This window comes from Citrobacter sp. Cu233, from assembly GCF_030332225.1.
GTDB lineage: Bacteria > Pseudomonadota > Gammaproteobacteria > Enterobacterales > Enterobacteriaceae > Citrobacter.
Genome location: NZ_JAOWIF010000035.1, coordinates 43,040 through 66,773, shown reverse-complemented (window position 1 = coordinate 66,773; position 23,734 = coordinate 43,040). Strand labels below are relative to the sequence as shown.

Annotated in this window: 19 protein-coding genes; 5 read left to right on the top strand and 14 right to left on the bottom strand. The window is 52.7% G+C overall.

What is annotated here, in order from left to right:
- Window positions 1-289 precede the first annotated feature (289 nt).
- The gene (gene nfuA, locus OGX95_RS13885) at window positions 290-865 is read right to left on the bottom strand and encodes a Fe-S biogenesis protein NfuA (RefSeq protein WP_286629839.1); all 576 of its coding nucleotides are present in this window, start codon (window positions 863-865) and stop codon (window positions 290-292) included.
- Between the two features lie 58 nt (window positions 866-923).
- Window positions 924-1,607, bottom strand: a complete 684-nt coding sequence (gntX, locus tag OGX95_RS13880) for a DNA utilization protein GntX (protein WP_286629838.1) — start codon at window positions 1,605-1,607, stop codon at window positions 924-926.
- A gap of 37 nt (window positions 1,608-1,644) precedes the next feature.
- On the opposite strand from gntX, the gene bioH reads away from it, so the two are divergent.
- Window positions 1,645-2,415: a pimeloyl-ACP methyl ester esterase BioH gene (gene bioH, locus OGX95_RS13875; RefSeq protein WP_286629837.1), complete on the top strand. Its 771-nt coding sequence runs from the start codon at window positions 1,645-1,647 to the stop codon at window positions 2,413-2,415.
- A 44-nt stretch (window positions 2,416-2,459) separates the two neighbouring features.
- Here the strand turns inward: bioH and OGX95_RS13870 are convergent, their stop codons facing one another.
- From OGX95_RS13870 to greB, 6 genes are all read right to left on the bottom strand, one after another.
- Window positions 2,460-3,422 carry an Rpn family recombination-promoting nuclease/putative transposase gene (locus OGX95_RS13870; RefSeq protein WP_286629836.1) on the bottom strand — a complete coding sequence of 321 codons (963 nt, stop codon included), beginning with the start codon at window positions 3,420-3,422 and terminating at the stop codon, window positions 2,460-2,462.
- 237 nt (window positions 3,423-3,659) lie between these two features.
- Window positions 3,660-3,896 (bottom strand): [Fe-S]-dependent transcriptional repressor FeoC, encoded by a 237-nt coding sequence (feoC, locus tag OGX95_RS13865; protein WP_003023516.1) that lies wholly within the window; start codon window positions 3,894-3,896, stop codon window positions 3,660-3,662.
- An 11-nt stretch (window positions 3,897-3,907) separates the two neighbouring features.
- Window positions 3,908-6,226 carry a Fe(2+) transporter permease subunit FeoB gene (feoB, locus tag OGX95_RS13860; protein WP_286629835.1) on the bottom strand — a complete coding sequence of 773 codons (2,319 nt, stop codon included), beginning with the start codon at window positions 6,224-6,226 and terminating at the stop codon, window positions 3,908-3,910.
- Window positions 6,227-6,244: 18 nt separating this feature from the next.
- On the bottom strand, window positions 6,245-6,472 hold the full coding sequence (gene feoA / locus OGX95_RS13855; protein ID WP_003023519.1) for a ferrous iron transporter A: 228 nt from the start codon (window positions 6,470-6,472) through the stop codon (window positions 6,245-6,247).
- A gap of 430 nt (window positions 6,473-6,902) precedes the next feature.
- A complete protein-coding gene (locus tag OGX95_RS13850) occupies window positions 6,903-9,233 on the bottom strand; it encodes a Tex family protein (protein WP_286629833.1) in 2,331 nt (776 codons plus the stop codon).
- Window positions 9,234-9,331: 98 nt separating this feature from the next.
- Window positions 9,332-9,805, bottom strand: a complete 474-nt coding sequence (gene greB, locus OGX95_RS13845) for a transcription elongation factor GreB (RefSeq protein WP_286629832.1) — start codon at window positions 9,803-9,805, stop codon at window positions 9,332-9,334.
- A gap of 225 nt (window positions 9,806-10,030) precedes the next feature.
- On the opposite strand from greB, the gene ompR reads away from it, so the two are divergent.
- Together ompR and envZ are read left to right on the top strand one after the other, a co-directional pair.
- Window positions 10,031-10,750 (top strand): osmolarity response regulator transcription factor OmpR, encoded by a 720-nt coding sequence (gene ompR / locus OGX95_RS13840; protein WP_001157751.1) that lies wholly within the window; start codon window positions 10,031-10,033, stop codon window positions 10,748-10,750.
- Window positions 10,747-12,099, top strand: a complete 1,353-nt coding sequence (envZ, locus tag OGX95_RS13835; RefSeq protein WP_286629831.1) for a two-component system sensor histidine kinase EnvZ — start codon at window positions 10,747-10,749, stop codon at window positions 12,097-12,099. Before ompR ends, envZ begins: the two co-directional genes overlap by 4 nt.
- Before the next feature lie 110 nt (window positions 12,100-12,209).
- Here the strand turns inward: envZ and pckA are convergent, their stop codons facing one another.
- On the bottom strand, window positions 12,210-13,832 hold the full coding sequence (gene pckA, locus OGX95_RS13830; protein ID WP_286629830.1) for a phosphoenolpyruvate carboxykinase (ATP): 1,623 nt from the start codon (window positions 13,830-13,832) through the stop codon (window positions 12,210-12,212).
- Between the two features lie 378 nt (window positions 13,833-14,210).
- On the opposite strand from pckA, the gene OGX95_RS13825 reads away from it, so the two are divergent.
- Window positions 14,211-15,929: a DUF4153 domain-containing protein gene (locus OGX95_RS13825; RefSeq protein ID WP_286629829.1), complete on the top strand. Its 1,719-nt coding sequence runs from the start codon at window positions 14,211-14,213 to the stop codon at window positions 15,927-15,929.
- Between the two features lie 45 nt (window positions 15,930-15,974).
- Here the strand turns inward: OGX95_RS13825 and hslO are convergent, their stop codons facing one another.
- The 4 genes from hslO to igaA all read right to left on the bottom strand — a co-directional run bounded on the left by hslO (window position 15,975) and on the right by igaA (window position 20,156).
- Window positions 15,975-16,853, bottom strand: coding sequence for an Hsp33 family molecular chaperone HslO (gene hslO, locus OGX95_RS13820; RefSeq protein WP_286629828.1), 879 nt, complete (start codon window positions 16,851-16,853; stop codon window positions 15,975-15,977).
- Between the two features lie 24 nt (window positions 16,854-16,877).
- On the bottom strand, window positions 16,878-17,279 hold the full coding sequence (gene hslR / locus OGX95_RS13815) for a ribosome-associated heat shock protein Hsp15 (protein ID WP_271441393.1): 402 nt from the start codon (window positions 17,277-17,279) through the stop codon (window positions 16,878-16,880).
- Between the two features lie 10 nt (window positions 17,280-17,289).
- On the bottom strand, window positions 17,290-17,958 hold the full coding sequence (yrfG, locus tag OGX95_RS13810; RefSeq protein ID WP_286629827.1) for a GMP/IMP nucleotidase: 669 nt from the start codon (window positions 17,956-17,958) through the stop codon (window positions 17,290-17,292).
- 62 nt (window positions 17,959-18,020) lie between these two features.
- Window positions 18,021-20,156: an intracellular growth attenuator protein IgaA gene (igaA, locus tag OGX95_RS13805; protein ID WP_286629826.1), complete on the bottom strand. Its 2,136-nt coding sequence runs from the start codon at window positions 20,154-20,156 to the stop codon at window positions 18,021-18,023.
- Between the two features lie 322 nt (window positions 20,157-20,478).
- On the opposite strand from igaA, the gene nudE reads away from it, so the two are divergent.
- A complete protein-coding gene (nudE, locus tag OGX95_RS13800; protein ID WP_115602375.1) occupies window positions 20,479-21,039 on the top strand; it encodes an ADP compounds hydrolase NudE in 561 nt (186 codons plus the stop codon).
- Between the two features lie 63 nt (window positions 21,040-21,102).
- Here the strand turns inward: nudE and mrcA are convergent, their stop codons facing one another.
- The gene (gene mrcA, locus OGX95_RS13795) at window positions 21,103-23,655 is read right to left on the bottom strand and encodes a peptidoglycan glycosyltransferase/peptidoglycan DD-transpeptidase MrcA (RefSeq protein ID WP_286629825.1); all 2,553 of its coding nucleotides are present in this window, start codon (window positions 23,653-23,655) and stop codon (window positions 21,103-21,105) included.
- Window positions 23,656-23,734 lie beyond the last annotated feature (79 nt).

The following is a 23,734-nucleotide window of genomic DNA, read 5'->3' as shown; positions in this document are numbered from 1 at the left end:
GATTGCCTTTAAAACTAATCAGTTTAGCTGGCTGTTATGTGCGTCTTGAGTGCTGATACGAATGATACGGGTAACATGCTACGCTTGAAAATCACCTGGACAGGCAAAATTTAAATTATGAGAAGCTGGTCAAATTATGGAGGGTTTTATTGCAGAAATGTAACAGAGGAATGTTGGCCCGGTTAGGTCGAGGGCCGGATAACGCGTTAACGCTACTATCCGGCATCAATGCCTGATGACGACGCTGATGCGTCTTATCGGGGCTGCGAATACTCTACTGGTCTGGTCGTTAGTAGTAAGAGTGCTCGCCACGCTGATGTTCGGTTAAATCACGAACGCCTTTCAGTTCGGGGAATTCAGCCAATAGCTGTTTCTCGATACCTTCTTTCAGCGTAACGTCGACCATTGAACAGCCGTTACAGCCGCCGCCAAACTGCAGAATGGCGAAGCCTTCATCGGTAATTTCCATCAGAGAGACACGACCACCGTGGCCAGCCAGCTGCGGGTTAATCTGCGACTGCAGCATGTACTCCACGCGTTCCATCAGCGGTGCATCATCAGATACTTTACGCATTTTCGCGTTAGGTGCTTTCAGGGTCAGCTGAGAACCTAATTGGTCAGTGACGAAATCGATTTCTGCATCTTCCAGATACGGTGCACTCAGTTCATCAACATATGCGGTCAGCAGAGAAAATTTAATGGCGGTGTCGGTTGCTTCCACGGCGTCCGGCGGACAATAAGAAACGCCACATTCAGCGTTAGGCGTGCCGGGATTGATCACAAATACACGGATTTGTGTCCCTTCTTCCTGATTTGCCAGCAGTTTGGCAAAGTGCGCTTGTGCAGCATCGGAAATATGGATCATAGTAATGGCCTAATAGTTGACTATTTTACTTGGTTATAATACGCCCATCATCGAGGCTCTACAAGGTTCGACACAGGCACCATACCTGGACAGTTGCCGCGCCATTGCGTAAAAGCAGCTGCGCGATTTCCGCGGCGGTACTTCCGGTAGTGACGACATCATCCACAATAACCATATGGAGTCCCTGCACCGGCAATTCAAGGCGAAAGGCGTTTTTCAGGTTACGTTTGCGTAACCGGGCGCTGAGATGGTGTTGTGTAGCTGTCGCCCGCACCCGTGTTATGGCCTGGCGATCCCAGTCACAGCCCAGCCAACGTGCTAAAGGACGGCATAGCAAGTCGCTTTGATTAAATCCCCTGCGCCAATGACGATGTTGCCAGAGCGGTACGCTGATGAGCCTGTCTGGCAGGGGGGAACCGTGAGTGCGTCGGGCCTGCAATACCTCCAGCAACAGCAGACGTGCAAGCGCAGGGGCTATTTCGTTGCGTCGTGAAAATTTAAGCTGGTGGATAAGCCCGCTTACTGGAGGAACATAGTCGCTGACTGAAACCAGGCGCTGCCACGGCGGTGGTTTTTGCAGGCAGCGACCACAGGGAACCGAGGTGTGAATGGCCGGTAGTCCGCACTGCGGGCACAGACTGTCATGCTGGCGTATTGCCTGTGTGCAGACAGAGCAAATCCCCCAATGCCCCAACCTCAGCGGCATTCGGCATAGCCAGCATAATCCTGGTACTGTTAGCATAGAGACATCCTTGTTAGCTAAAAGAGAACAGTAACTGATGAATGACATCTGGTGGCAGACCCAGGGTTCGGGAAATTGCCATCTTGTGCTGCTGCACGGATGGGGGCTGAATGCAGAAGTGTGGCATTGCATAAGCGAGGAACTGAGCTCGCATTTTACACTGCATCTTGTCGACTTACCGGGGTTTGGTCGTAGTCAGGGTTTTGGCGCGATGTCGCTGGAAGAGATGACCGAACGGGTATTAAGACAGGCTCCCGGGAAAGCCATCTGGCTCGGCTGGAGTCTGGGCGGTCTGGTGGCGAGTCAGGTAGCATTGACCCATCCTGAGCGCGTTCAGGCGCTGGTGACGGTTGCCTCTTCTCCCTGCTTTAGCGCGCGCGAAACGTGGCCGGGCATTAAACCGGAGGTACTCGCTGGCTTCCAGCAGCAGCTAAGCGAAGACTTCCAGAAAACGGTAGAGCGTTTTCTGGCATTGCAGACGATGGGCACGGAAACCGCGCGTCAGGATGCACGGGCGTTGAAAAAAACGGTACTGGCGCTCCCCATGCCGGACGTCGAGGTGCTCAATGGCGGGCTGGAGATCCTGAAAACGGTCGATCTGCGTGAACCGTTGTGTGCGTTGAACCTGCCGTTCCTGCGCTTATACGGTTATCTTGATGGCCTGGTCCCGCGTAAAGTGGTGCCAATGCTGGATGCTCTGTGGCCACAGAGTGAGTCACTGGTGTTTGCTAAAGCCGCTCATGCGCCCTTTATCTCACATCCTACAGAGTTCTGCGCAGCGCTGGTGGCGTTAAAACAGCAGCTATAGTGTGCTGAGTTTGCCCGGTAGCACGCTGCGAGCCGGGCAAAAAATCAATGACTCTGTTGTATCAAATCGTCTGCGGTAAGTCCGGTAATTCTGAGGATAGTGAGGGGATCAATACCATCAGCCTGCATGGTTGATGCAATACGTAAAGCTTCTTCTCGTTTACCTTGTTGCAGACCCGTTTGTAACCCTTCTTGTAGCCCTTCTTGTAACCCTTTTCTATGACCTTCCTGGATACCATTAAGGTGCCCTTCCTGACGTAATCTTTCGGCGATAGTCATCAACTTTTCCTTATGTTGGGGTAAACGTTCGGCGACTTCATGAAGAAATTCGCCAAAATGTGTGGTATTCCCGGCCTGCATTAAATAATTAAACAAGGCTTTCAACTGGTTGTCATTAGCGTGTCCTTTAACAAGCAGGATGGCCAGTTTTTCTACCAGCCCCAACAAGTCGCGTTTACGAATATGTTTTTGGATGAGTTCCAGCAGCGCCATCCGGCGATGCTGCATGATCTCGTCATCGGGTACAACGGTGATATCGATCAGTGGAAACGCGGTGGTATAAAGTTGTCTGGCGGATTCAGGGTCATCAAACTCATCCAGCCAACAAAGTGAGTAGGGGTATGGGCTTGTTGCGCCATGATAAAAAAGCATGGGTATCACCAGCGGGAGTTTCTTGTAACCTGCAGCCAAATGACGATGCATTACTGCAATGGCATAACGCATCAGTCGAAATGCCATATGGGCGTCGGCGGTGCTCTGATGCTCAATGATGGTGTAAATATAGCCATCGCCTTCGCGCGTTTTTAACGACCACAGCACATCAGAATAGTAGGTGCGCAAATCGTCTTCAATAAAGCTGCCCGATTCCAGTTGCAGTGTTTTAAGATCGCAAAGTTTTTGTAAAGAGGCTGGAAGATGAAGCTGAATAAAGTCGCGTGCGGTCGCAGGATGGTTTAAGAACGTTTTGAAAATCGCGTCATGCGGTGTAGCTGTTGTGTCAGTATTCATGGCGATCCGTCACCTGAGAAACAAGATGACGAGACTCTACTTGCCTGGTCGCCAGTAAGCATCCACGAATTAATAACGGTGCGCGGTAGGCTGAAGGAGAGATCTGTTTTGCTGAAACAGAGATCTCTTAGTGGAATCCATTACGCAAAAAGCCGGATATCAGCGTAAACGCTTTATCCGGCTCGGGGACTGGGGCTTGGTGTAGGCTGGATAAGCGCAGCGCCATCCGGCATACAACTAGCGCAAAGCCCACCACTCTCGCAGGCAGGCTTTGCCTTCCGGGCAACTTTTGCAGCTTCCGGAAAGACACCCGTCGGCATCTTCCTGAATCCGCACCGCTTTACCCATCTTTTCTAACTGATTCAGCATGGCGTCAATCATCGGCTGCGGGGTATGCAGCGTATGGCTGATTTGTGTCGCCTCCATACGCCCCCGCAGAGCCAGTAAATCACGCACCTGGATAAGCGATGCCATCATCCACCACCCTAGTGGCAATCGCCAGTGGTGCTGGCACAGCAAGAGCTTACCGTCTTGTTGGTTGCCAGCAGCGCTACATCTACACGGCTGCGCGCGCGGCGTAACAGACCCAGTAATACGATATTAAACAGGATGACCGCTAAAATGCACACCAGACTGTAGGTCGGGTGCTCTTTGTAGCTGACGGTCTGGTAAAACAGCGTCGACAGCGAGTAGGCGATGTTCAGTCCCCACAAAACGGAGAAGCCCATCCAGCCACGGCTGGACTCACGCGCGATGGCGCCCATAACGGAAATGCACGGTACATACAGCAAAACGAAAATCAGGTAACTGTATGCCGCAGCAGCGCTGCCGAATTTCTCGCCCATCACACCCATTGCGCCAGTTGCCATCTCACCGTCGCCTTTGCTGGCTTCGATAGGGTTGGCCAGAACGCTGAGGCTGAAGGTGTCTTTCAGGCTCTGCCAGGTTTCATCTACTGCACCAAGCAGTTCATCACCGAGGTGGAAATCTGCCGGGTTGAATTCTTCTTCCTGAATATTTTCAGCGGTATAGAGCGTGTTAAGTGTCCCAACCACCACTTCTTTTGCCATCGCACCGGTGAACAGACCGACGGTTGCCTGCCAGTTATCTTCGTGAACGCCGATCGGTTTAAACACTGGCGTAATGACGCGGCTGACGGAGGCCAGAGCAGAATCGTTAATGTTGTCGACGATTTTTCCGCTCAGCGAGAAGCTGTTGAATGCGCTGAGGAAAATGCTGACGATGATAATGACTTTACCGGCACGCAGGACAAAGCCTTTCAGACGCTGCCAGGTCTGAATGATCAGACTCTTAATGTGCGGCACGTGGTACACCGGCAGTTCCATCACGAACGGCGTTGCTTCACCACGCATGATGGTGTGCTTGAGCATCAGGCCGGTCAACACCGCCATAACGATACCCAGCACGTACAGTGAAAAGACCGCCAGCGCACCATTCTGACCAAAGAATGCAGCGGCGAAGACGGCAAAAATTGCCAGACGTGCGCCACAGGACATAAACGGCGCCATCATGATGGTCATCAGACGCTCACGCGGGGCGTCCAGCGTACGTGCGCCCATCACTGACGGTACGTTACAGCCAAAGCCTACAATCAGCGGTACAAATGATTTTCCTGGCAGTCCCAGCGCCTGCATCAGACGGTCCATCACAAACGCAGCACGTGCCATGTAGCCGGAGTCTTCGAGGAAAGAGAGGAACAAATACATCATGCCGATTTGCGGAACCAGCGGCAGGACGGTGTTGATCCCGCCGCCAAGACCCTGCGCCAGGAAGATGGTTAACCAGTCCGGGAAGTGCAGCGTATAACCAATCCACTGAATACCATGAATAAAGAGCGCCACAGAGCCGACATCAAATAACGGCTGCAGTGCGCCACCAATGTTGATGGCAAGCAGGAACATCAGGTACATCACGAACAGGAAAATCGGCAGACCGAGGAAACGGTTAAGGACGATTTTATCGACCGCAGTGGTGAAACGGCTGGGTTCTGCGGTCAGGGTGTTACTGACGGTATCGCAGATAGCGGCAATGCACTGATAACGCGCATCGGCAATATGCAGCGCCGGATCGTCCATCGTTTCGCTCAGACGAGCAATGGCAGCATCCAGATTTTGCGCGGCATCACCGGCGTAAGCGCGGCTGTAGATATCGCCTTCCAGCATCTGCAGGCCCAGCCAGCGGCGCTGTTTCAGTGGCATGTCTTTGGCCATTGCATCGGCGAGGGAATCCGCTTCCTGCAACAACGGCTGGGCATAATGGACCAGCTCGACGGTGTCGTTTTCTTTGTAGCGATCAATCGCCAGCTTCAGCGCTTCAATACCTCGCGCACGGGTGGAAACCAGTGGCACCACCGGGCAGCCAAGACGGGCAGAAAGGGCGTCGATATCGATACGGATTTGCTGCTTCTCAGCAATGTCCAGCATGTTCAGCGCGACGATGCAGGGGATGCCCAATTCCAGCAGTTGTAACGTCAGGTAGAGGTTGCGCTCAAGGTTGGAAGCGTCGACCACGTTGATCAAGAGATCCGCGTCGCCGCTTAAAATATAGTGGCAGGCAATCTGCTCATCGAGAGAGGTTTGAGACGAGATTGTCGTCAGAGAATAGGTGCCGGGTAAATCGACCAGCGTGACCTGATGGTCTGTGGTCGCGAAATGACCTTCTTTACGCTCGACGGTCACGCCCGCCCAGTTACCCACACGCTGGCGTGCACCGGTGAGTTGGTTGAATAAGGTTGTCTTGCCGGAATTAGGATTACCAATTAAACCAATGGTTAGTTTTTTCATTTTTATAGACTCACTGTATTAACAGGAAACCGCTTCCACTTCTAATAACGCCAGATCCTTCTTACGCAATACCAGACTTACGCGACGCGTTTCAATATGAATAGGATCGCCGAGCGGGGCGACGCGAACCACATTGAAGGACGACCCGGGCAGCATGCCGAGTGATAACAGTTTCTGTCGATAAGCCGGGCTGATTTCACGAGCAAAACCGGTAATTTTCCACGCACTGTCAGGAGTGAATTGCATAGGGACCTACTTATATCTCGCTAACTGGATGATTACCTCATGGGGCGGCAAGGCGGCATGAGACCAGATGATTAGCCAACGAAGGAAAGAGTAAATAATCAACAAAACAATGATAATGAGAATGGTTTCTATCATCAATAGAATAAGTGTGACGGAATGTGGAATTAGATAATAATTTGCGTCAATTTTGATATGCCTCAACATTTATTCTGGTTTGGAATAGATTATTTGGGGCCGTAATTATTGACATTCTTAATGTTTAATTAAGGTTTCATCTGTTAATGAAGTGATAAATATATTGTAAGAAAAACGGGAAATAGATTAAATATGCCGGATGGCGATGTTTAAGCGCCTTATCCGACATACACATTAATTACGACAACCTGGCCGGATAAGGTGTTTATACCGTTATCCGGCACAAGATTACTACTTAACGTTTTTTACCCATTGCCGCCGCCAGCGCATCCATCATCGCGCTGTTGCCAGCAGGCTGCGCGTCACGACCGCGTGGTTTTGCGGCTTTCGGTGCCGGGCGGTTGCCCTGATTACGATCGTTGCCGCCGCCGCGGCGGGCATTGGTTTCACCCGGCTGTTCGTCCAGGCGCATGGTCAGCGCGATACGCTTACGTGGCAGGTCCACTTCCAGCACTTTCACCTTCACAATGTCGCCCGCTTTCACCACGGTGTGTGGATCTTCGACGAACTTATTCGACAGCGAAGAGATATGTACCAGACCGTCCTGGTGAACGCCGATATCCACGAACGCGCCGAAGTTGGTGACGTTGGTGACAGCCCCTTCCAGAATCATTCCCGGCAGCAGGTCGTTCATGGTTTCAACGCCATCAGCAAACTGCGCGGTTTTGAATTCAGGACGCGGGTCGCGACCTGGTTTTTCCAGCTCTTTGATGATGTCGGTGACGGTTGGTACCCCGAAGCGCTCGTCGGTGAAGTCGGAGGCTTTCAGATTGCGCAGTTCATTGCTGTTGCCCATCAGGTCACGCAGCGATTGCTCGGTTGCTGCCAGAATGCGTTCCACTATCGGGTAGGCTTCCGGGTGAACCGTGGAAGCATCCAGCGGGTTATCGCCATGGTTGATACGCAGGAAGCCCGCGCACTGTTCAAAGGCTTTTGGCCCCAGACGACTGACTTTTAGCAACTGCTGACGGTTCTGGAACTGGCCGTTCTCATCACGCCAGGCGACGATGTTTTGCGCCATCATGCGCGTCAGGCCGGCAACGCGGGTCAGCAGCGGTACGGAGGCGGTATTCAGATCGACGCCGACGGCGTTCACACAGTCTTCTACTACCGCATCCAGCTTACGGGCAAGCTGGGTCTGGCTAACGTCGTGCTGATACTGGCCCACGCCGATAGATTTCGGATCGATTTTCACCAGCTCAGCCAGCGGGTCCTGCAGGCGACGGGCGATAGACACCGCACCGCGCAGCGACACGTCGAGGTCCGGGAACTCCAGCGCCGCCAGTTCAGATGCAGAGTAAACTGATGCACCTGCTTCGCTGACGATCACTTTTTGCGCCGTAACGTTCGGGAACTGTTTTTGCACATCAAGGTAGAAGCGTTCGGTTTCGCGCGACGCCGTACCGTTACCAATTGCGACCAGCTCTACGTTGTATTTCTCACATAACGCCGCAACGGCAACGGCGGCTTTGGCTGCCTGACCGGTATGCGGGTAAATCGTGTCGGTGGCGACCAGCTTGCCGGTACCGTCAACAACAGCCACTTTTACACCGGTACGCAGACCGGGATCGAGGCCCATTGTGGCGCGCAGTCCGGCCGGGGCCGCCATCAGCAGGTCGTGCAGGTTACGGGCAAAGACGTTGATGGCTTCATCTTCCGCGCGTTCGCGCACGGTGCCCATCAGTTCGGTTTCGAGGTGCATCAGCACCTTAATTCGCCATGTCCAGCTGACAACGCCTTTACGCCAGCTGTCTGCCGGTGCGTTGTTCAGACGCAGGCCAAGGTGATCCTGAATGATTTGCTCGCCGTGGCTCTCTTTCGGTGGCTCATCGAACTGCGGATCGGCATTCAGGGACAGCTGTAAAATGCCTTCGTTACGGCCGCGGAACATGGCCAGCGCACGGTGAGACGGAACGGTAGAAATCGGCTCGTGGTGGTCGAAGTAGTCGCGGAATTTTGCGCCTTCCTCTTCTTTCCCGCTCACCACAGTGGAGACCAGATGGGCATTTTTCCACAGGTAGTCACGCACTTTCGCCAGCAGCGCGGCATCTTCAGCGAAGCGTTCCATCAGGATGTAGCGTGCGCCGTCGAGGGCGGCTTTGGTATCCGCCACGCCGTTTTCGGCGTTGAGATATTTTGCGGCTTCCGTTTCCGGGTCGTGAGACGGTTCGTTCCACAACAGGTCTGCCAGCGGCTCCAGTCCGGCCTCAATAGCGATCTGCCCACGGGTGCGGCGTTTAGGTTTGTACGGCAGATAGAGATCTTCGAGTTCGGTCTTACTTAACGTGCCGTTGATCGCTTTTGCCAGGTCGTCGGTCAGTTTACCTTGCTCACCGATAGATTTCAGGATCGCCTGACGGCGGTCTTCCAGTTCACGCAGATACCCCAGACGGGTCTCCAGATTACGCAGTTGCGTATCATCCAGACCGCCGGTGATTTCCTTACGATAACGTGCGATAAACGGCACGGTGTTCCCTTCGTCAAGCAGGCGAACGGCAGCTTCTACCTGTTCAGCACGAGCCTGAATTTCACCTGCGATAATGCGGCAGAAAGAATCATTCATCATGGATAGCTTCGTCTATAGGATAAAAAATCAGGGGATAGTTATACGGACTGACTGGCAAAAATGCCAGTCATCTACAGGGGCTTCGGATTGTTCCGGTCTCACTTCACGTATTCAATCTCGTTCACGTACCAGCTGGCTTCACCGGCAGGAGTGTTCACCACCGCGAGATCGCCGACCTCTTTTTTCAGCAGGGCACGCGCCATGGGGGAATCGATAGAGATGTAATCCTTACGGCCAAAAATTTCATCGTAGCCAACAATGCGGAATTTGCGGATATCGCCATTGTCGTTTTCAATCTCGACCCACGCGCCAAAGAAGACTTTGCCCTCTTGCTGCGGGGAGTAATCGACAATTTTCAGATTCTCCATGCACTTGGTCAAATAACGGACGCGACGGTCGATCTCGCGCAGGCGCTTTTTATTATACTGGTAGTCAGCATTTTCGCTGCGGTCGCCCAGACTTGCGGCCCAGGTAACCTTCCTGGTGACTTCCGGGCGCTCTTCACGCCAGAGATAATTGAGCTCTTGTTTGAGTTTTTCATACCCTTCACGGGTTATCAGGGGCGTTTTCATCTTATTGTTTTACCTTCGACTCTGTGATGATGCGCACAATTAGTATTACGTGAGCATATCAACAGAATAAATAATGTATTGCGAGAAACATTGTATACTTAAGCTGCTGTTTAATATGCTTTGTAACAATTTAGCCTGGAATTCATACCAGAATTCGCTGGTGACTCACGCGAGCTTTCTTAAGAATATACACTTAATTGTTGCGAACCTTTGGGAGTAATAACAATGCAAGAGAACTATAAGATTCTGGTGGTCGATGACGACATGCGCCTGCGTGCGCTTCTGGAACGTTATCTGACCGAGCAGGGCTTCCAGGTTCGAAGCGTCGCAAACGCTGAGCAGATGGATCGTCTGCTGACCCGTGAGTCCTTCCACTTGATGGTTCTGGATTTAATGCTGCCAGGGGAAGATGGCCTGTCAATTTGCCGCCGCCTGCGTAGTCAAAGCAACCCAATGCCGATCATTATGGTGACGGCGAAGGGCGAAGAGGTTGACCGTATCGTTGGACTGGAAATCGGTGCTGACGATTACATCCCGAAACCCTTTAACCCACGTGAACTGCTGGCGCGTATTCGCGCTGTGTTGCGTCGTCAGGCGAACGAACTGCCGGGCGCGCCTTCTCAGGAAGAAGCGGTTATCGCTTTCGGTAAGTTTAAGCTGAACCTGGGGACTCGTGAAATGTTCCGCGAAGATGAGCCTATGCCGCTCACCAGTGGTGAATTTGCAGTGCTGAAAGCGTTGGTAAGCCACCCACGTGAACCGCTGTCCCGCGATAAACTCATGAACCTGGCGCGTGGTCGTGAGTACTCTGCGATGGAACGTTCCATCGACGTGCAGATTTCTCGTCTGCGTCGTATGGTGGAAGAAGACCCGGCGCATCCGCGTTATATTCAGACTGTATGGGGTCTGGGCTACGTTTTTGTTCCGGACGGTTCTAAAGCATGAGGCGAATGCGCTTCTCGCCACGAAGTTCGTTTGCTCGCACGTTATTGCTTATCGTCACCTTGCTGTTTGCCAGCCTGGTGACGACCTACCTTGTGGTGCTGAACTTCGCGATTCTGCCGAGCCTCCAGCAGTTTAATAAGGTCCTGGCCTACGAAGTCCGTATGCTGATGACTGATAAACTGCAACTGGAGGACGGTACGCAACTGGTAGTGCCACCTGCATTCCGTCGGGAAATTTACCGTGAGCTCGGTATTTCCCTCTATTCCAACGAAGCCGCTGAAGAAGCGGGTCTGCGTTGGGCACAACACTATGAATTCTTAAGCCATCAGATGGCACAGCAGTTGGGTGGCCCAACGGAAGTACGTGTTGAGGTCAACAAGAGCTCGCCTGTCGTCTGGCTGAAAACCTGGCTGTCGCCCAACATCTGGGTACGTGTGCCGCTCACTGAAATCCATCAGGGTGACTTCTCTCCGCTGTTCCGCTATACGCTGGCGATCATGCTGCTGGCTATCGGTGGCGCGTGGCTATTTATCCGAATTCAGAACCGGCCGTTGGTGGATCTTGAACATGCGGCGTTACAGGTGGGGAAAGGCATTATTCCGCCGCCGCTGCGCGAGTATGGCGCCTCTGAGGTGCGCTCTGTTACCCGAGCCTTCAACCATATGGCCGCCGGCGTAAAACAGCTGGCCGATGACCGTACACTGCTAATGGCGGGCGTGAGCCATGATTTACGCACCCCGCTTACGCGTATCCGTCTGGCGACGGAAATGATGGGCGAAGAAGACGGATACCTCGCGGAGTCCATCAACAAGGACATCGAAGAGTGTAATGCCATTATCGAACAGTTCATCGATTATCTGCGAACAGGTCAGGAGATGCCGATGGAGATGGCCGATCTGAACTCGGTATTAGGTGAAGTGATCGCGGCAGAAAGTGGTTACGAGCGTGAAATTGATACTGCACTACGCCCTGGCGTCATTCAGGTGAAGATGCACCCACTGTCTATCAAACGCGCGGTTGCTAATATGGTGGTTAACGCCGCCCGCTACGGTAATGGCTGGATTAAGGTCAGCAGCGGTATGGAGGCGCATCGCGCCTGGTTCCAGGTAGAAGATGATGGTCCGGGTATCAAACCGGAACAGCGTCAACACCTGTTCCAGCCGTTTGTACGCGGCGACAGCGCGCGTAGCACCAGCGGCACGGGGCTGGGACTGGCTATTGTGCAGCGTATTATTGATAACCATAACGGTATGCTGGAAATTGGGACCAGTGAGCGAGGTGGGCTGTCGATACGCGCCTGGCTTCCGGTTCCATTCACGCGTGCGCAGGGGACAACGAAAGACGCGTAGAAAAGGGAGGCTATATGCCTCCCTTTTTATTTCGTTAACCGCCTGATGTCGCTGCGCTTATCAGTGGCTGTAGGCCGGATTAAGACGAAGCCGCCATCCGGCACTTTTCGTTACAGCTTCGGTCCGGCGCTAACCAGCGCTTCGCCCGCAGGGGTGTCGGTGTACTTCTCGAAGTTCTCAATAAACAATTTCGCCAGGGCGTTGGCTTTTTCCTGCCACTGCTCCGGGGATGCGTAGGTATTACGCGGATCGAGAATACGTGTATCCACACCCGGCAGTTCGGTTGGGATTGCCAGGTCAAACATCGGCAGACGGAACGTTTCTGCGTTATCCAGAGACCCGTTCAGGATGGCATCGATAATGGCACGGGTATCTTTGATTGAGATACGCTTGCCGGTGCCGTTCCAGCCGGTGTTAACCAGATAAGCCTGTGCGCCAGCCGCCTGCATGCGTTTCACCAGCACTTCTGCGTATTGCGTTGGGTGCAGTGACAGGAATGCCGCGCCGAAACAGGCAGAGAAGGTTGGTGTTGGCTCAGTTACGCCACGCTCGGTGCCAGCCAGTTTGGCGGTAAAGCCAGACAGGAAGTGATACTGGGTTTGATCGGCCGTCAGGCGAGAAACCGGTGGCAGTACGCCAAAGGCGTCGGCGGTCAGGAAGATAACTTTCGTTGCATGACCCGCTTTTGACACCGGCTTAACGATATTGTCGATGTGATAAATCGGGTAGGAAACGCGGGTGTTCTCGGTTTTGGAACCATCATCGAAGTCGATGGAGCCATCTTCGCGCACGGTGACGTTTTCCAGCAGGGCATCACGGCGGATTGCGTTGTAGATTTCCGGCTCAGCCTCTTTAGACAGTTTGATGGTCTTCGCGTAGCAACCGCCTTCGAAGTTAAATACGCCGTCGTCATCCCAACCATGCTCATCATCGCCAATCAGGCGGCGTTTCGGGTCGGTGGACAGCGTGGTTTTACCGGTACCGGACAGGCCAAAGAAGACTGCCACATCACCTTTTTCACCGACGTTTGCTGAGCAGTGCATCGATGCAATGCCTTTCAGCGGCAGCAAGTAGTTCATGACGGAGAACATACCTTTCTTCATCTCGCCGCCGTACCAGGTGCCGCCAATTAACTGAATGCGTTCAGTCAGGTTGAACGCCACGAAGTTTTCGGAGTTCAGCCCCTGTTCTTTCCACTGTGGGTTTGTGCATTTCGCACCGTTCATCACGATGAAATCAGGTTTGAAACCAACCAGTTCTTCGTCGCTCGGGCGGATGAACATGTTTTTGACAAAATGTGCCTGCCAGGCGACTTCGGTAATGAAGCGCACGGAAAGACGGGTATCCGCATTAGCCCCGCAGAAAGCATCAATGATAAACAGACGTTTGCCAGAGAGTTGATGGGTGACTAACCCTTTCAAATGCTGCCAGGTTTCCTGGGAAAGCGGTTTGTTGTCGTTCTTACCTTTACCTTTGTCGGACCACCAGAGTGTGTCTCGTGTGGTGTCGTCACGGACAATGTACTTATCCTTTGGCGAACGTCCGGTAAAGATACCGGTATCAACTGCAACGGCGCCCAGATTCGTTAACACGCCACGCTCATAACCTTCCAGGTTTGGATCAAGTTCTTCCTGATAAAGCGTGTCGTAGTCTGGATTGTAAACGATATCCTGAACGTCATTGATACCATAAGCCTTGAGATCTTGCGGGGTTAAACTGTTGTTCACACGCATTTCACTGCTCCTTAGCCAATATGTATTACCTGGAATAGTAAGGTTTTTTAGGGATTGCTAACCGCGACAAGGCTCATAGATTTACGCATCCGGCAAAATCACAGATAACTGAATACGCTGCGACTCCTGTCACAAAGAGGTGGATATTATGGCAGGAAACCTTTTTTTGTTGTGGAAAATGTTCTTAAAACGTTAATGGAGAGTGTTTTTGGCGGGGATCTTGTGAGTGTAATCGCATTCATGTAAGAAAAAAACGTAACTCAAACATAAACAATATCGATTCACCTCGCGCAGATGGGGGCCGAAATGGACTGACGAATACTCATATTTGTGAAGTTGATGCGATAATTAGATTTTCTCTTCTTTCTGGAAAACGACATGGACAGTGTTGAGCTTTCACCAACGACCCGCTGGGGCATGGTCTTTATCGGACTGCTACAAGGGTGTGTGTGCTACCTGCTGATGGCGTATCTCGCGCCGCAGAACAGTGACTGGCTGTTCTACGGGATGCCCGTAACGATTGCACTCTCCTCAGCGCTTTTGCTGACTGTCGTCTCATTTAAGCAACGCGCGCTATGGTGCTGGATGGCGCTGATCTGCGTGGTTGTACTGGCGATGAGTGTGTGGCTGAAGTGGAGTGTGGCGGGCAGTGACCGATGGCGACAGGATGACATTTTTTTTGCCTACGGCTGGCGCTTACTGTTGATGGCGATGCTGGCTTTGCCGTGGATTCAATATCAACTTCACGCCCGTCGTGAACAGGCCCGCTATCCGCAGTTTTATACCTACCTGTGGCTTAATTCGCTGACGTTGCTGATTGCTTTTGTGGCCAACGGCCTGTTCTGGCTGGTGCTCCTGTTGTGGAGTGAAATGTTTCAACTGGTCGGCATCACTTTCTTCAACACGCTTTTCTTTGAGACTGACTGGTTTGTCTATCTGGCGCTTGGCCTGATTACTGCACTGGCAGTGGTGCTGGCGCGTACGCAGTCGCGCCTGGTTGCTGCGGTGCAAAAGTTGCTGACGTTCCTCGCCACAGGTTTACTCCCGCTTGTTGCACTGTTAGCGCTGATGTTTATGCTGACCCTGCCTTTCACCGGACTGGACGCTATCTCACAGCGCGTGTCAGCGGCTGGTTTGATGTCCACGTTGACGCTGATCTTCCTGTTGCTGGTGGCCATCGTGCGCGAGCCGCACAAAGAGGCGTTACCTTATCCTGGTGCATTACGTTATTTGATTAACGTTTCCCTGGTTGTTGCTCCTTTCTATATGCTGATTGCCGGTTGGGCAATGTGGCTTAGAATTCATCAGTATGGCTGGACGCCTGAGCGTTTGTATGGCGCATTGGTGGTCTTTGTATTACTGGTGTGGTCCCTCGGCTTTCTGGTGAGTATTTTGCGCGCTGGAGGCAACCCGCTCGATATTCAGGGAAAGGTCACTCTCGGCGTTTCGCTCCTGACATTGGGCCTGTTGATTCTGCTGACGTCGCCGGTCATTGATGTCTGGCGTATTAGCGTCAACAGCCATATGGGGCGCTACTACAGCGGGAAAATTACGGCTGACCAGGTCAGTCTGTATATGCTGGATCACAGCGGAAAACCCGGTCGCGCCGCACTGGAAGCATTACAAAAAGACGATGCGTTCAATAAAGACAGCAAGCGCAGGCGTGATTTAAATGCCATTCTGCGGGGGTATCGCGATCCGGTAAATGAGCTGACAGCAACGCAGTTAGCGCCGAAGGTGATGATTGCACCGGGAAGCATGAAGCCCGATGACGCGTTTTGGACGTTTTTAAAGGGGCAACGCTACCGGATCGCCTCCTGTATTGAGCAGGATGCGTGTGTGTTGGTGGATCAGGATCTCAACGCGGATGGGCAGCCCGAGCAAGTATTGTATGCTTTTGGTGATGGGGAGAGTCTGGTCTTTGGCGTTAAGGAGAACAAATGGGTGTTGATTGCAACAGCCCGGCTACCGGAGGGATTCAATAAAGATCAACTGCTGCAGACGCTGGCGAATCATCAACTGGATTCGGCTCCCCGAGTCTGGCGGGATATCACCATTAATGGCGAGCGGCTTAAGATGACGTTCTACGACGAGTAAGCATGATATTGCCCGGCAGACTGGACTGCCTGCCGGGCTCAGAACTTAGTGTACCTGCGGATCGGCAGGGGAGGCGTTGCTGCGGATCTCTGCAATATCCATGGCGTTAAACAGGTAGTGGCTACCGCAATAATCGCAGTGCATATCGATCTCACCTTCTTCTGCCAGAATGCTGTCAACTTCTTCATCCGGCAGCGTTTTCAGCGCGCCTGCGCAGCGTTCGCGTGAACAGGTACATTTGAACTCAACATCCTGCGGATCGTAGAGGGTGACTTCTTCTTCGTGGTACAAACGCCACAGAACTTCGTTGGCTGGCAGCGTCAGCAACTCTTCGGATTTGATGGTTTCTGTCAGTGCTGCAAGGTGATCGAAATCATCTGCCTGTGCGTTTTGCGCTGGCATGACCTGCAACAGCATACCGCCAGCAGCAGGTTTACCGTCGACGTCGCCAGTACGGATAAACAGACGCGTCGGCAGCTGTTCTGAACGCATGAAGTAATCTTCCAGGCAGGCCGCCAACGTGTCACCTTCCAGACCGACCACGCCCTGATAGCGTTCGCCTTCTTCCGGTGTAATGGTGATCACCAGGTAGCCGTTGCCAACCAGTGTTTTCAGATCGGCATCTTCAGGGATATCGCCCTGTATGCGAGCCACTCCACGCATTTGCTGGTTATTGTTGCCGTTAATTACCGCCAGGCTCAACGGACCGTCGCCTTGCAGTTGTACGGTGATATCACCGGCAAACTTCAGCGTCGCGGTCAGTAGGCTGGTGGCAACCAGCAGCTCCGACAGCACGGTTTTGACCGGCTGCGGGTAAGTATGATTTTCGAGGATCTGTTGCAGGGTTTGCGAAACGGTTACCAGCTCGCCGCGCACGGCAAAGTTTTCAAACAGATAACGATGTAATTGGTCATGTTGCGGCATAATCATCTCTCTTGCAGGTGACAGTCACTCGCTGTCGCCGTGTTTAAATCGTAACAGGTCGCGGCGCTCTTTTTTGTCCGGTCGCCTGTCCGGATGCGGCATGGTTAACGCGTTAAGTTTACGCGCCAGCGCCATTTTTTCGCGTTTTTCCACGCTTTCCGCGGTTTCTTCATACAGCATAACGGCTTCAGTTGCTGGGCGACGCTGCTCGCTAATGGCTTTAATAATGACCGTCCGTTCGTCATTTCCCTGGCGCAGGGTGAGGGTCGCATTTAGCTCGACAATCTTACTCGGCTTGCTGCGTTGCCCGTTGTAATGCACCTTACCGCCTTCAACCATTTCGCGGGCGACTGCGCGCGTTTTATAAAAGCGTGCTGCCCACAGCCATTTATCCAGCCTGACTTCGACAAGGGGCTTCTCTTTCATGGCGTCTCCTTCACATCAGTGAGGGGATCAGTCGGCGGTAGTCATTTAGTGACGGATGGCGTGCATACTGTTTTTCCGCTGTACCGGAGTCGGGATTGGTTACGCCGAGGCAGTAACGAATACCGAATTGAGCAGCGGCGTCGAGAATGGGTTCGCTGTCGTCAATAAACAACGTCTTCTCTGCACTCATTCCCGTTTCTTCAGCGACAGCGTGCCATAACCGCTGATCCTCTTTGGGATAACCAAATGTGTGGGTGGAAAGTAATAAATCAAGGTGTGAGGCCAGACCGGTATGATGAAGCTTCACCGCCAGGTTATGCGGATGCGCATTGGTGAGCAAAATACGACGTTTGCCGCTGGCTTTCAGGGCATCCAGGAACGGTACCGTATCTTCACGCAGTACGGCGCGTGGTCCCTGTGCGGTTGTCATAGCGCATATATCCAGACCCAGGCGTTCGCTCCAGTAATCCAGGCAGTACCAGTTTAGCGTATGTTGTACGGCATGATACTGCTGACGAATAAATTCCTGGGCTTCCTGGGGAGAGATACCTTGTTGCGCGCCGTAGGTCTCCGGCACCAGTTTTTGCCAGAAATAGTTATCGAATGCCAGATCGAGCAGCGTACCGTCCATATCCAGCAGAACGGTGTCGACGTCCTGCCAGGCAATATCTATGTGCATGGAAACTCCCCAGAGGAAAACAAGATGCGCGACAGGGTAGCATATTCCGTCGCGCGGGCGTGTTATCGAATCAGGCTTTCCGGGTCTTCAATCAGCGTTGGATTCAGGCAACTCTCGTAATATTCCTGAATTTCCGTGATGCGGGAACGATGACGCTGGTAGCGTCTGAATGCCTGAACGCTGTTGTAGATAGCGCATCCCAGCATGGAGAGCATCAGCAGCGTGGTGCCAAGATAACGCCATAAACCTGAACGATCCGGGATTCGGTGCAGGCCAATGTGCCGGGTGCCGTTGGCGTCGGTCGAGATGTTGGTGACAATCCCTTCAGCACGAAATGGCGTTTGCATAAGCATCTGGGCAAGGCGCTGGAAGGCGTTCCATTGTTCTTGTGGCGGATAGTCGTACAGCGAGGTCGCCGGCCAGGGCTGATCAACCAGGTCGCTGCCTTCGTCACTGATAATCAGGAAACCACCGGGGGCAGGGCTATTCAGTGCCTGAGCGGCCCGGGCGGTCTCGCGTGAAATGAACGGTGCCGTAGAGGTATTCACCAGGTTATCCAGTGATTCGGCGCTGACCGGGCGCAACAGCACATTCACACCATCCAGTTTCCCGGCGTTTGCTCGCTTAACCAGAGCGTTCCAGTCCTTACTGTTACCCAGGTTAACCAGGGCATTTTTCAGGCGTACGCATTCATCTTTGGCGGCACACAGATCGGCGGTTTTCAGGACAATATCGCCAAAATCATCCAGCAACACCATGCCGGACTTCTGAATGGCTGAGCGTAACGATGAGCTGACGCGAGAGTCATCGTCGGGTTTGGGGTGCAGTTGGCGATTAACACTTTGGGTCAGCGCAGTCGCTTTATTGACCAGGTCAGATTCGGGCAGCGGTAGGGCGCGCGCGTCATTCCAGAGAATCTGCGAACAATCAAAAGGCATAAAAGGTGTCGCGGGTTGTGCGTTCCAGCTCCCCTGAGTGTGGATATTACACATCCCCGTGCCACTCAGATGCAGCGTGTCACCCACGCGAACGCCCGCCTTTTCCAGTTGCTTAACGCTGGTGGCCTCGATAGTTTGCGCCCCTTTCATCCAGGAAAGCGTAAGTTTAATCGGCATATCCAACGGGACCCAAAACAGCAGCATTAGCAATACCAGCAACGAACCGCCGGCAATGACGGCGCTGCGTAGCCAGTGTTGCAACGGAAAGTTTTTCACCTCGTCATGCAAAGATAAAAAACGCCCCTGGCGGACAACATGGCGATCCAGATAGATATCAATATCCGTTTGCTGGCCAAGGTCCTGTGCAATGTAAGGCTGCCAGTGTGGTGGATAAATCAGGTCAATAATGCCCAGCGAGATATTATTAATTTGCTCCTGATCGTTTTCACCAAACAGCCCCCAGCGACGTGGAGTGCCACGCAGACAGTGGATTTCTCGTAGGGCCGTTTTAGACGGCGGTGCAAACAGGCCCCACAGACCCGCAGCCAGCAGCAACACCGCCCCACCGGCGGTCCACGGTACGAACGCGTCTGGCATGATTAAACAGAAAAAGAATAACAGGAACGATATGGCGATTAGCGATGCTTCACGCAGGCCCGTCGGGCGGCTGAGCGCAAATTCTTCATGCGTTTCCTGGCGAATATTCAGCAGTTCGATCTGCTCGCTTTCTTCACCACGAATAGATGCCTGAGTCGATGCGGTGTGCTGTAGGGCGTAGCCGCGCGCTTCCTGCATATACTCTTTCAGCGTGTGACCGTTTAACGAGATAACCAGCGGCAGCGTATTGGTGTGGATCAGCTCAACGCTGTTTTCATCATTGATGTATTGTTCCCAGAAGGGAGGCAAATGTACTTCGACGGAGTCGAGATAGTAGCGCCATTTGTTCGGATCGTCGGTGGTGATGCCATAGCGCGTAATTGAATGCGTCAGTACGATGACGCTATTACTTTGGGCATTCAGGGTTAACGATATCGGTGCCGAACTGGCACCTGTTGGGCCAGGCACCTGCTGAATTTGACTGAGGTTTTCGAGATAGTTTTCGACCGCACCACGTTCTTCGGGTGTGAGTTTACGCTTAGACGCGTCAGAGAAGACGTTGCTTAACGGTAATTTTTGTTGTCTGAATTTTGATCTGAATCGCCACCCTGCAAGCAATGAGCAGGCCAGCAAAGCAGCTAAAAAAATCAGAATGGTGCTCATGCTTTCCCCATCTTACTTAGTCTGTCAGGCGTGGTCAGTCGCACCCTGTTCAATATTCGTGATTCTGTGGTTGGCTATCGGCAAGTGTGGAGTTGAACTTGAGCATCTTTAAGTACAGCCCAATAAATGCGAATAATAGCAAAATCACCAAAAATGGAATATCAGCAAATTCCTGGAGTTATTTCAACCTATTGACTTTTAATTTGAAATAGGGATTAACTTTTAGTACGTTACATAAATGTAAATAAACGGCAATTCACATTGCCGAAACCGTGCTGTATATCGCACAATAACCCCAGATTTCACAGCAAAGATCCTCATGATGAGCAAATCATTACAAAAACCCACGATTTTGAAAGTGGAAACCGTCGCACAATCCCGGCTGTTTAAAGTCGAAAGCGTGGACCTTGAGTTCAGCAACGGCGTACGTCGTGTTTATGAGCGTATGCGCCCATCCACGCGCGAAGCGGTAATGATTGTGCCGATTGTGGATGACCACCTGATCCTCATTCGCGAATATGCGGTCGGAACCGAATCCTACGAGCTTGGTTTTTCCAAAGGGTTAATCGATCCGGGTGAAAGCGTGTTTGAAGCGGCTAACCGGGAACTGAAAGAAGAAGTGGGATACGGTGCGAAGGATCTGACGTTTTTGAAAAAACTCAGCATGGCGCCTTCCTATTTCTCCAGCAAGATGAATATTGTGGTCGCAGAGGATCTTTATCCTGAGTCGCTGGAAGGTGATGAGCCTGAGCCATTGCCGCAGGTGCGCTGGCCGCTGGCGCATTTGATGGATCTGTTAGAAGACCCTGACTTCCACGAAGCGCGTAATGTCAGTGCGCTGTTCCTGGTACGCGAATGGCTGAAAGGGCAAGGGCGGCTGTAGGCTGAACAGGATGGCGTGGTAATACGCTCGCAATAAAAAAGGCGCCGAAGCGCCTTTTTTTGATCAGAACAGTTCGTGCGTTTCACCATTATCGATAATGGTGGTCCCCACCTCATGCACTGCCTGTTGCGTTGGCTGAGTACCTTCGATGAAATACTCTGCACGGCTGTTACCACCGTTCGCCAGTTGGCCGGTGCTACGATCGATATTGACTGTAACGATCCCCGGTGGCGGTGTCAGCGGCTGCTCAGGGACACCTTCTAATACACTCTTCATGTAGGCATCCCACGCAGGTTGTGCGCTCTTCGCACCGCCTTCGTAGCCGGAGATTTGGTCTTTGATCGCGCCGGATGCCGTCGTATGTCCGAGATCGCGACGATGATCATCAAACCCGATCCATACCGAGGTCACAACCCCTGGGCCATAGCCGGAGAACCAGGCATCTTTCGAGCTGTTGGTTGTCCCGGTTTTTCCACCGATGTCATGGCGTTGTAAATCACGTCCTGCACGCCAGCCGGTTCCCATCCAGCCTGGTTCACCAAAGATATTGGTGTTCAATGCGCTCTTGATCAGGAAAGCCAGCGGCGTGTTGATGACGTGTGGTGCGTATTCTTGCGTTCCGCTTTGTGCGACCAGCGCCTGGTTAGCTTGTTCCAGCTGTGGCATTGGCACGGCGGCGTTCTGTTGTTCCTGAGATACAGCAACATCTTCGACGTTACTGTTTTCCAGCACGTTAGACTTCTGCGTATCGCCATAAATCACCGGGATATCACATTCCGGGCAGGCAATTTTTGGCTTCGCCTCAAAGATAACGCCACCCATATCGCTTTCAATCTTACTGATGAAATACGGGTCGACCAGGAATCCACCGTTCGCCATTACCGCGTAACCGCGAGCAACCTGCAGCGGAGTGAACGAGGCTGAACCCAGCGCCAGTGATTCAGTATGCACAATGTTTTGTGCCGGGAAGCCGAAACGTTGCAGATACTCTGCCGCGTAATCCACACCCATTGCGCGCATGGCACGAACCATCACCACGTTTTTCGACTGACCCAGCCCCTGACGTAAGCGGATCGGGCCAGCATATTGCGGCGGTGAGTTTTTCGGCTGCCAGTCAGAACCTGCACCGGCATCCCAACGGGAAATCGGTACGTCATTCAGCATACTTGCCAGCGTCAGGCCTTTATCCATCGCAGCGGTATAGAGGAAGGGTTTGATGTTCGAACCCACCTGGCGTAATGCCTGGGTCGCACGGTTAAATTTGCTCTGGTTGAAATCAAAACCACCCACCAGTGCCAGCACTGCGCCGTTTTGCGGATTAATCGAAACCAGTGCGGAGTTAACGTCCGGCACTTGTGCCAGCCACCAGGCGTCGCCAACCTGGCGAACCCAGATTTGCTGACCGGCCTGAACCACATCGGTGACTTTACGTGGCGTCGGGCCTTGTTGTGTATCGGAACGATAAGGACGCGCCCAGCGCATACCTTCCATACGTAATGAGACCGATGTTCCATCTGCCAACGCAGCGATCGCTTCCTGCGGGTTGGCGCTGGTGACAACCGCGGGCAGCAGTGGACCATAGGTCGGTAGCGCTTTTAGCGTATCGGTGATTTTCTTGCTATCCCAACTGGCTTCACCGACTTTCCACAGGACGTTTGATGGGCCGCGGTAGCCGTGGCGCATGTCGTAATCCATGACGTTGTTACGTACCGCCTGCTGGGCGGCCTGCTGGACTTTGCGCGTAATGGTGGTGGTGATGCGATACCCGTCTTCATAGGCTTTCTCGCCATAGCGGTTATACATCTCCTGGCGCACCATCTCAGACAGATAAGGTGCTGAGAAAGCGATTTCCGGCGCGTGATAGTTGGCATCGATCGCTTCACTACGCGCCTGATCGTATTGGGCCTGGGTGATGTAGTTTTCGCTCAACATACGCGACAGTACAACGTTACGTCGCGCAGTTGCCCGGTCCATCGAATAGAGCGGGTTGAAGGTCGAGGGCGCTTTTGGCAGACCGGCGATCACCGCGATTTCACTTAAGCTGAGTTGATCAACTGTCTTCCCGAAATAGACCTGCGCGGCAGCACCCACGCCATAGGCGCGATACCCCAGGTAGATCTTGTTCAGATAAAGCTCGAGGATCTCGTCTTTACTCAGCAATTGCTCAATACGGATAGCCAGGAACACTTCTTTAATCTTACGCATCAGCGTACGTTCCGGACTCAGGAAGAAGTTTCTTGCCAACTGCTGGGTAATGGTACTTGCCCCTTGTGAGGCGTGGCCGGAGAACAATGCGACGCTGGCTGCACGGAAGATCCCCACCGGGTCCACCCCGTGGTGCTCATAGAAGCGGCTGTCTTCTGTAGCGATAAAGGCTTTAACCATTACCGGCGGCATTTGATCCAGTGTGACCGGAATTCGACGTTTCTCGCCATATTGCGCGATGAGTTCGCCGTCAGCACTGTAAACCTGCATTGGGATCTGCAGACGCACATCTTTTAGCGTCGCGACGTCAGGTAATTGTGGCTCGATATAGCGATAGAGGCCATAGATCGAGCCTGCTCCCAGCAGGATGCAACATACTGCAAGGATTAATAAATACTTTACGAACTTCACTGGAGATTTCCCATTTAGTGGCATTTGGGCAGTTTATAAACAAACGCGCGGTAGTATAAAGGCAAGCCAGACGCATTGA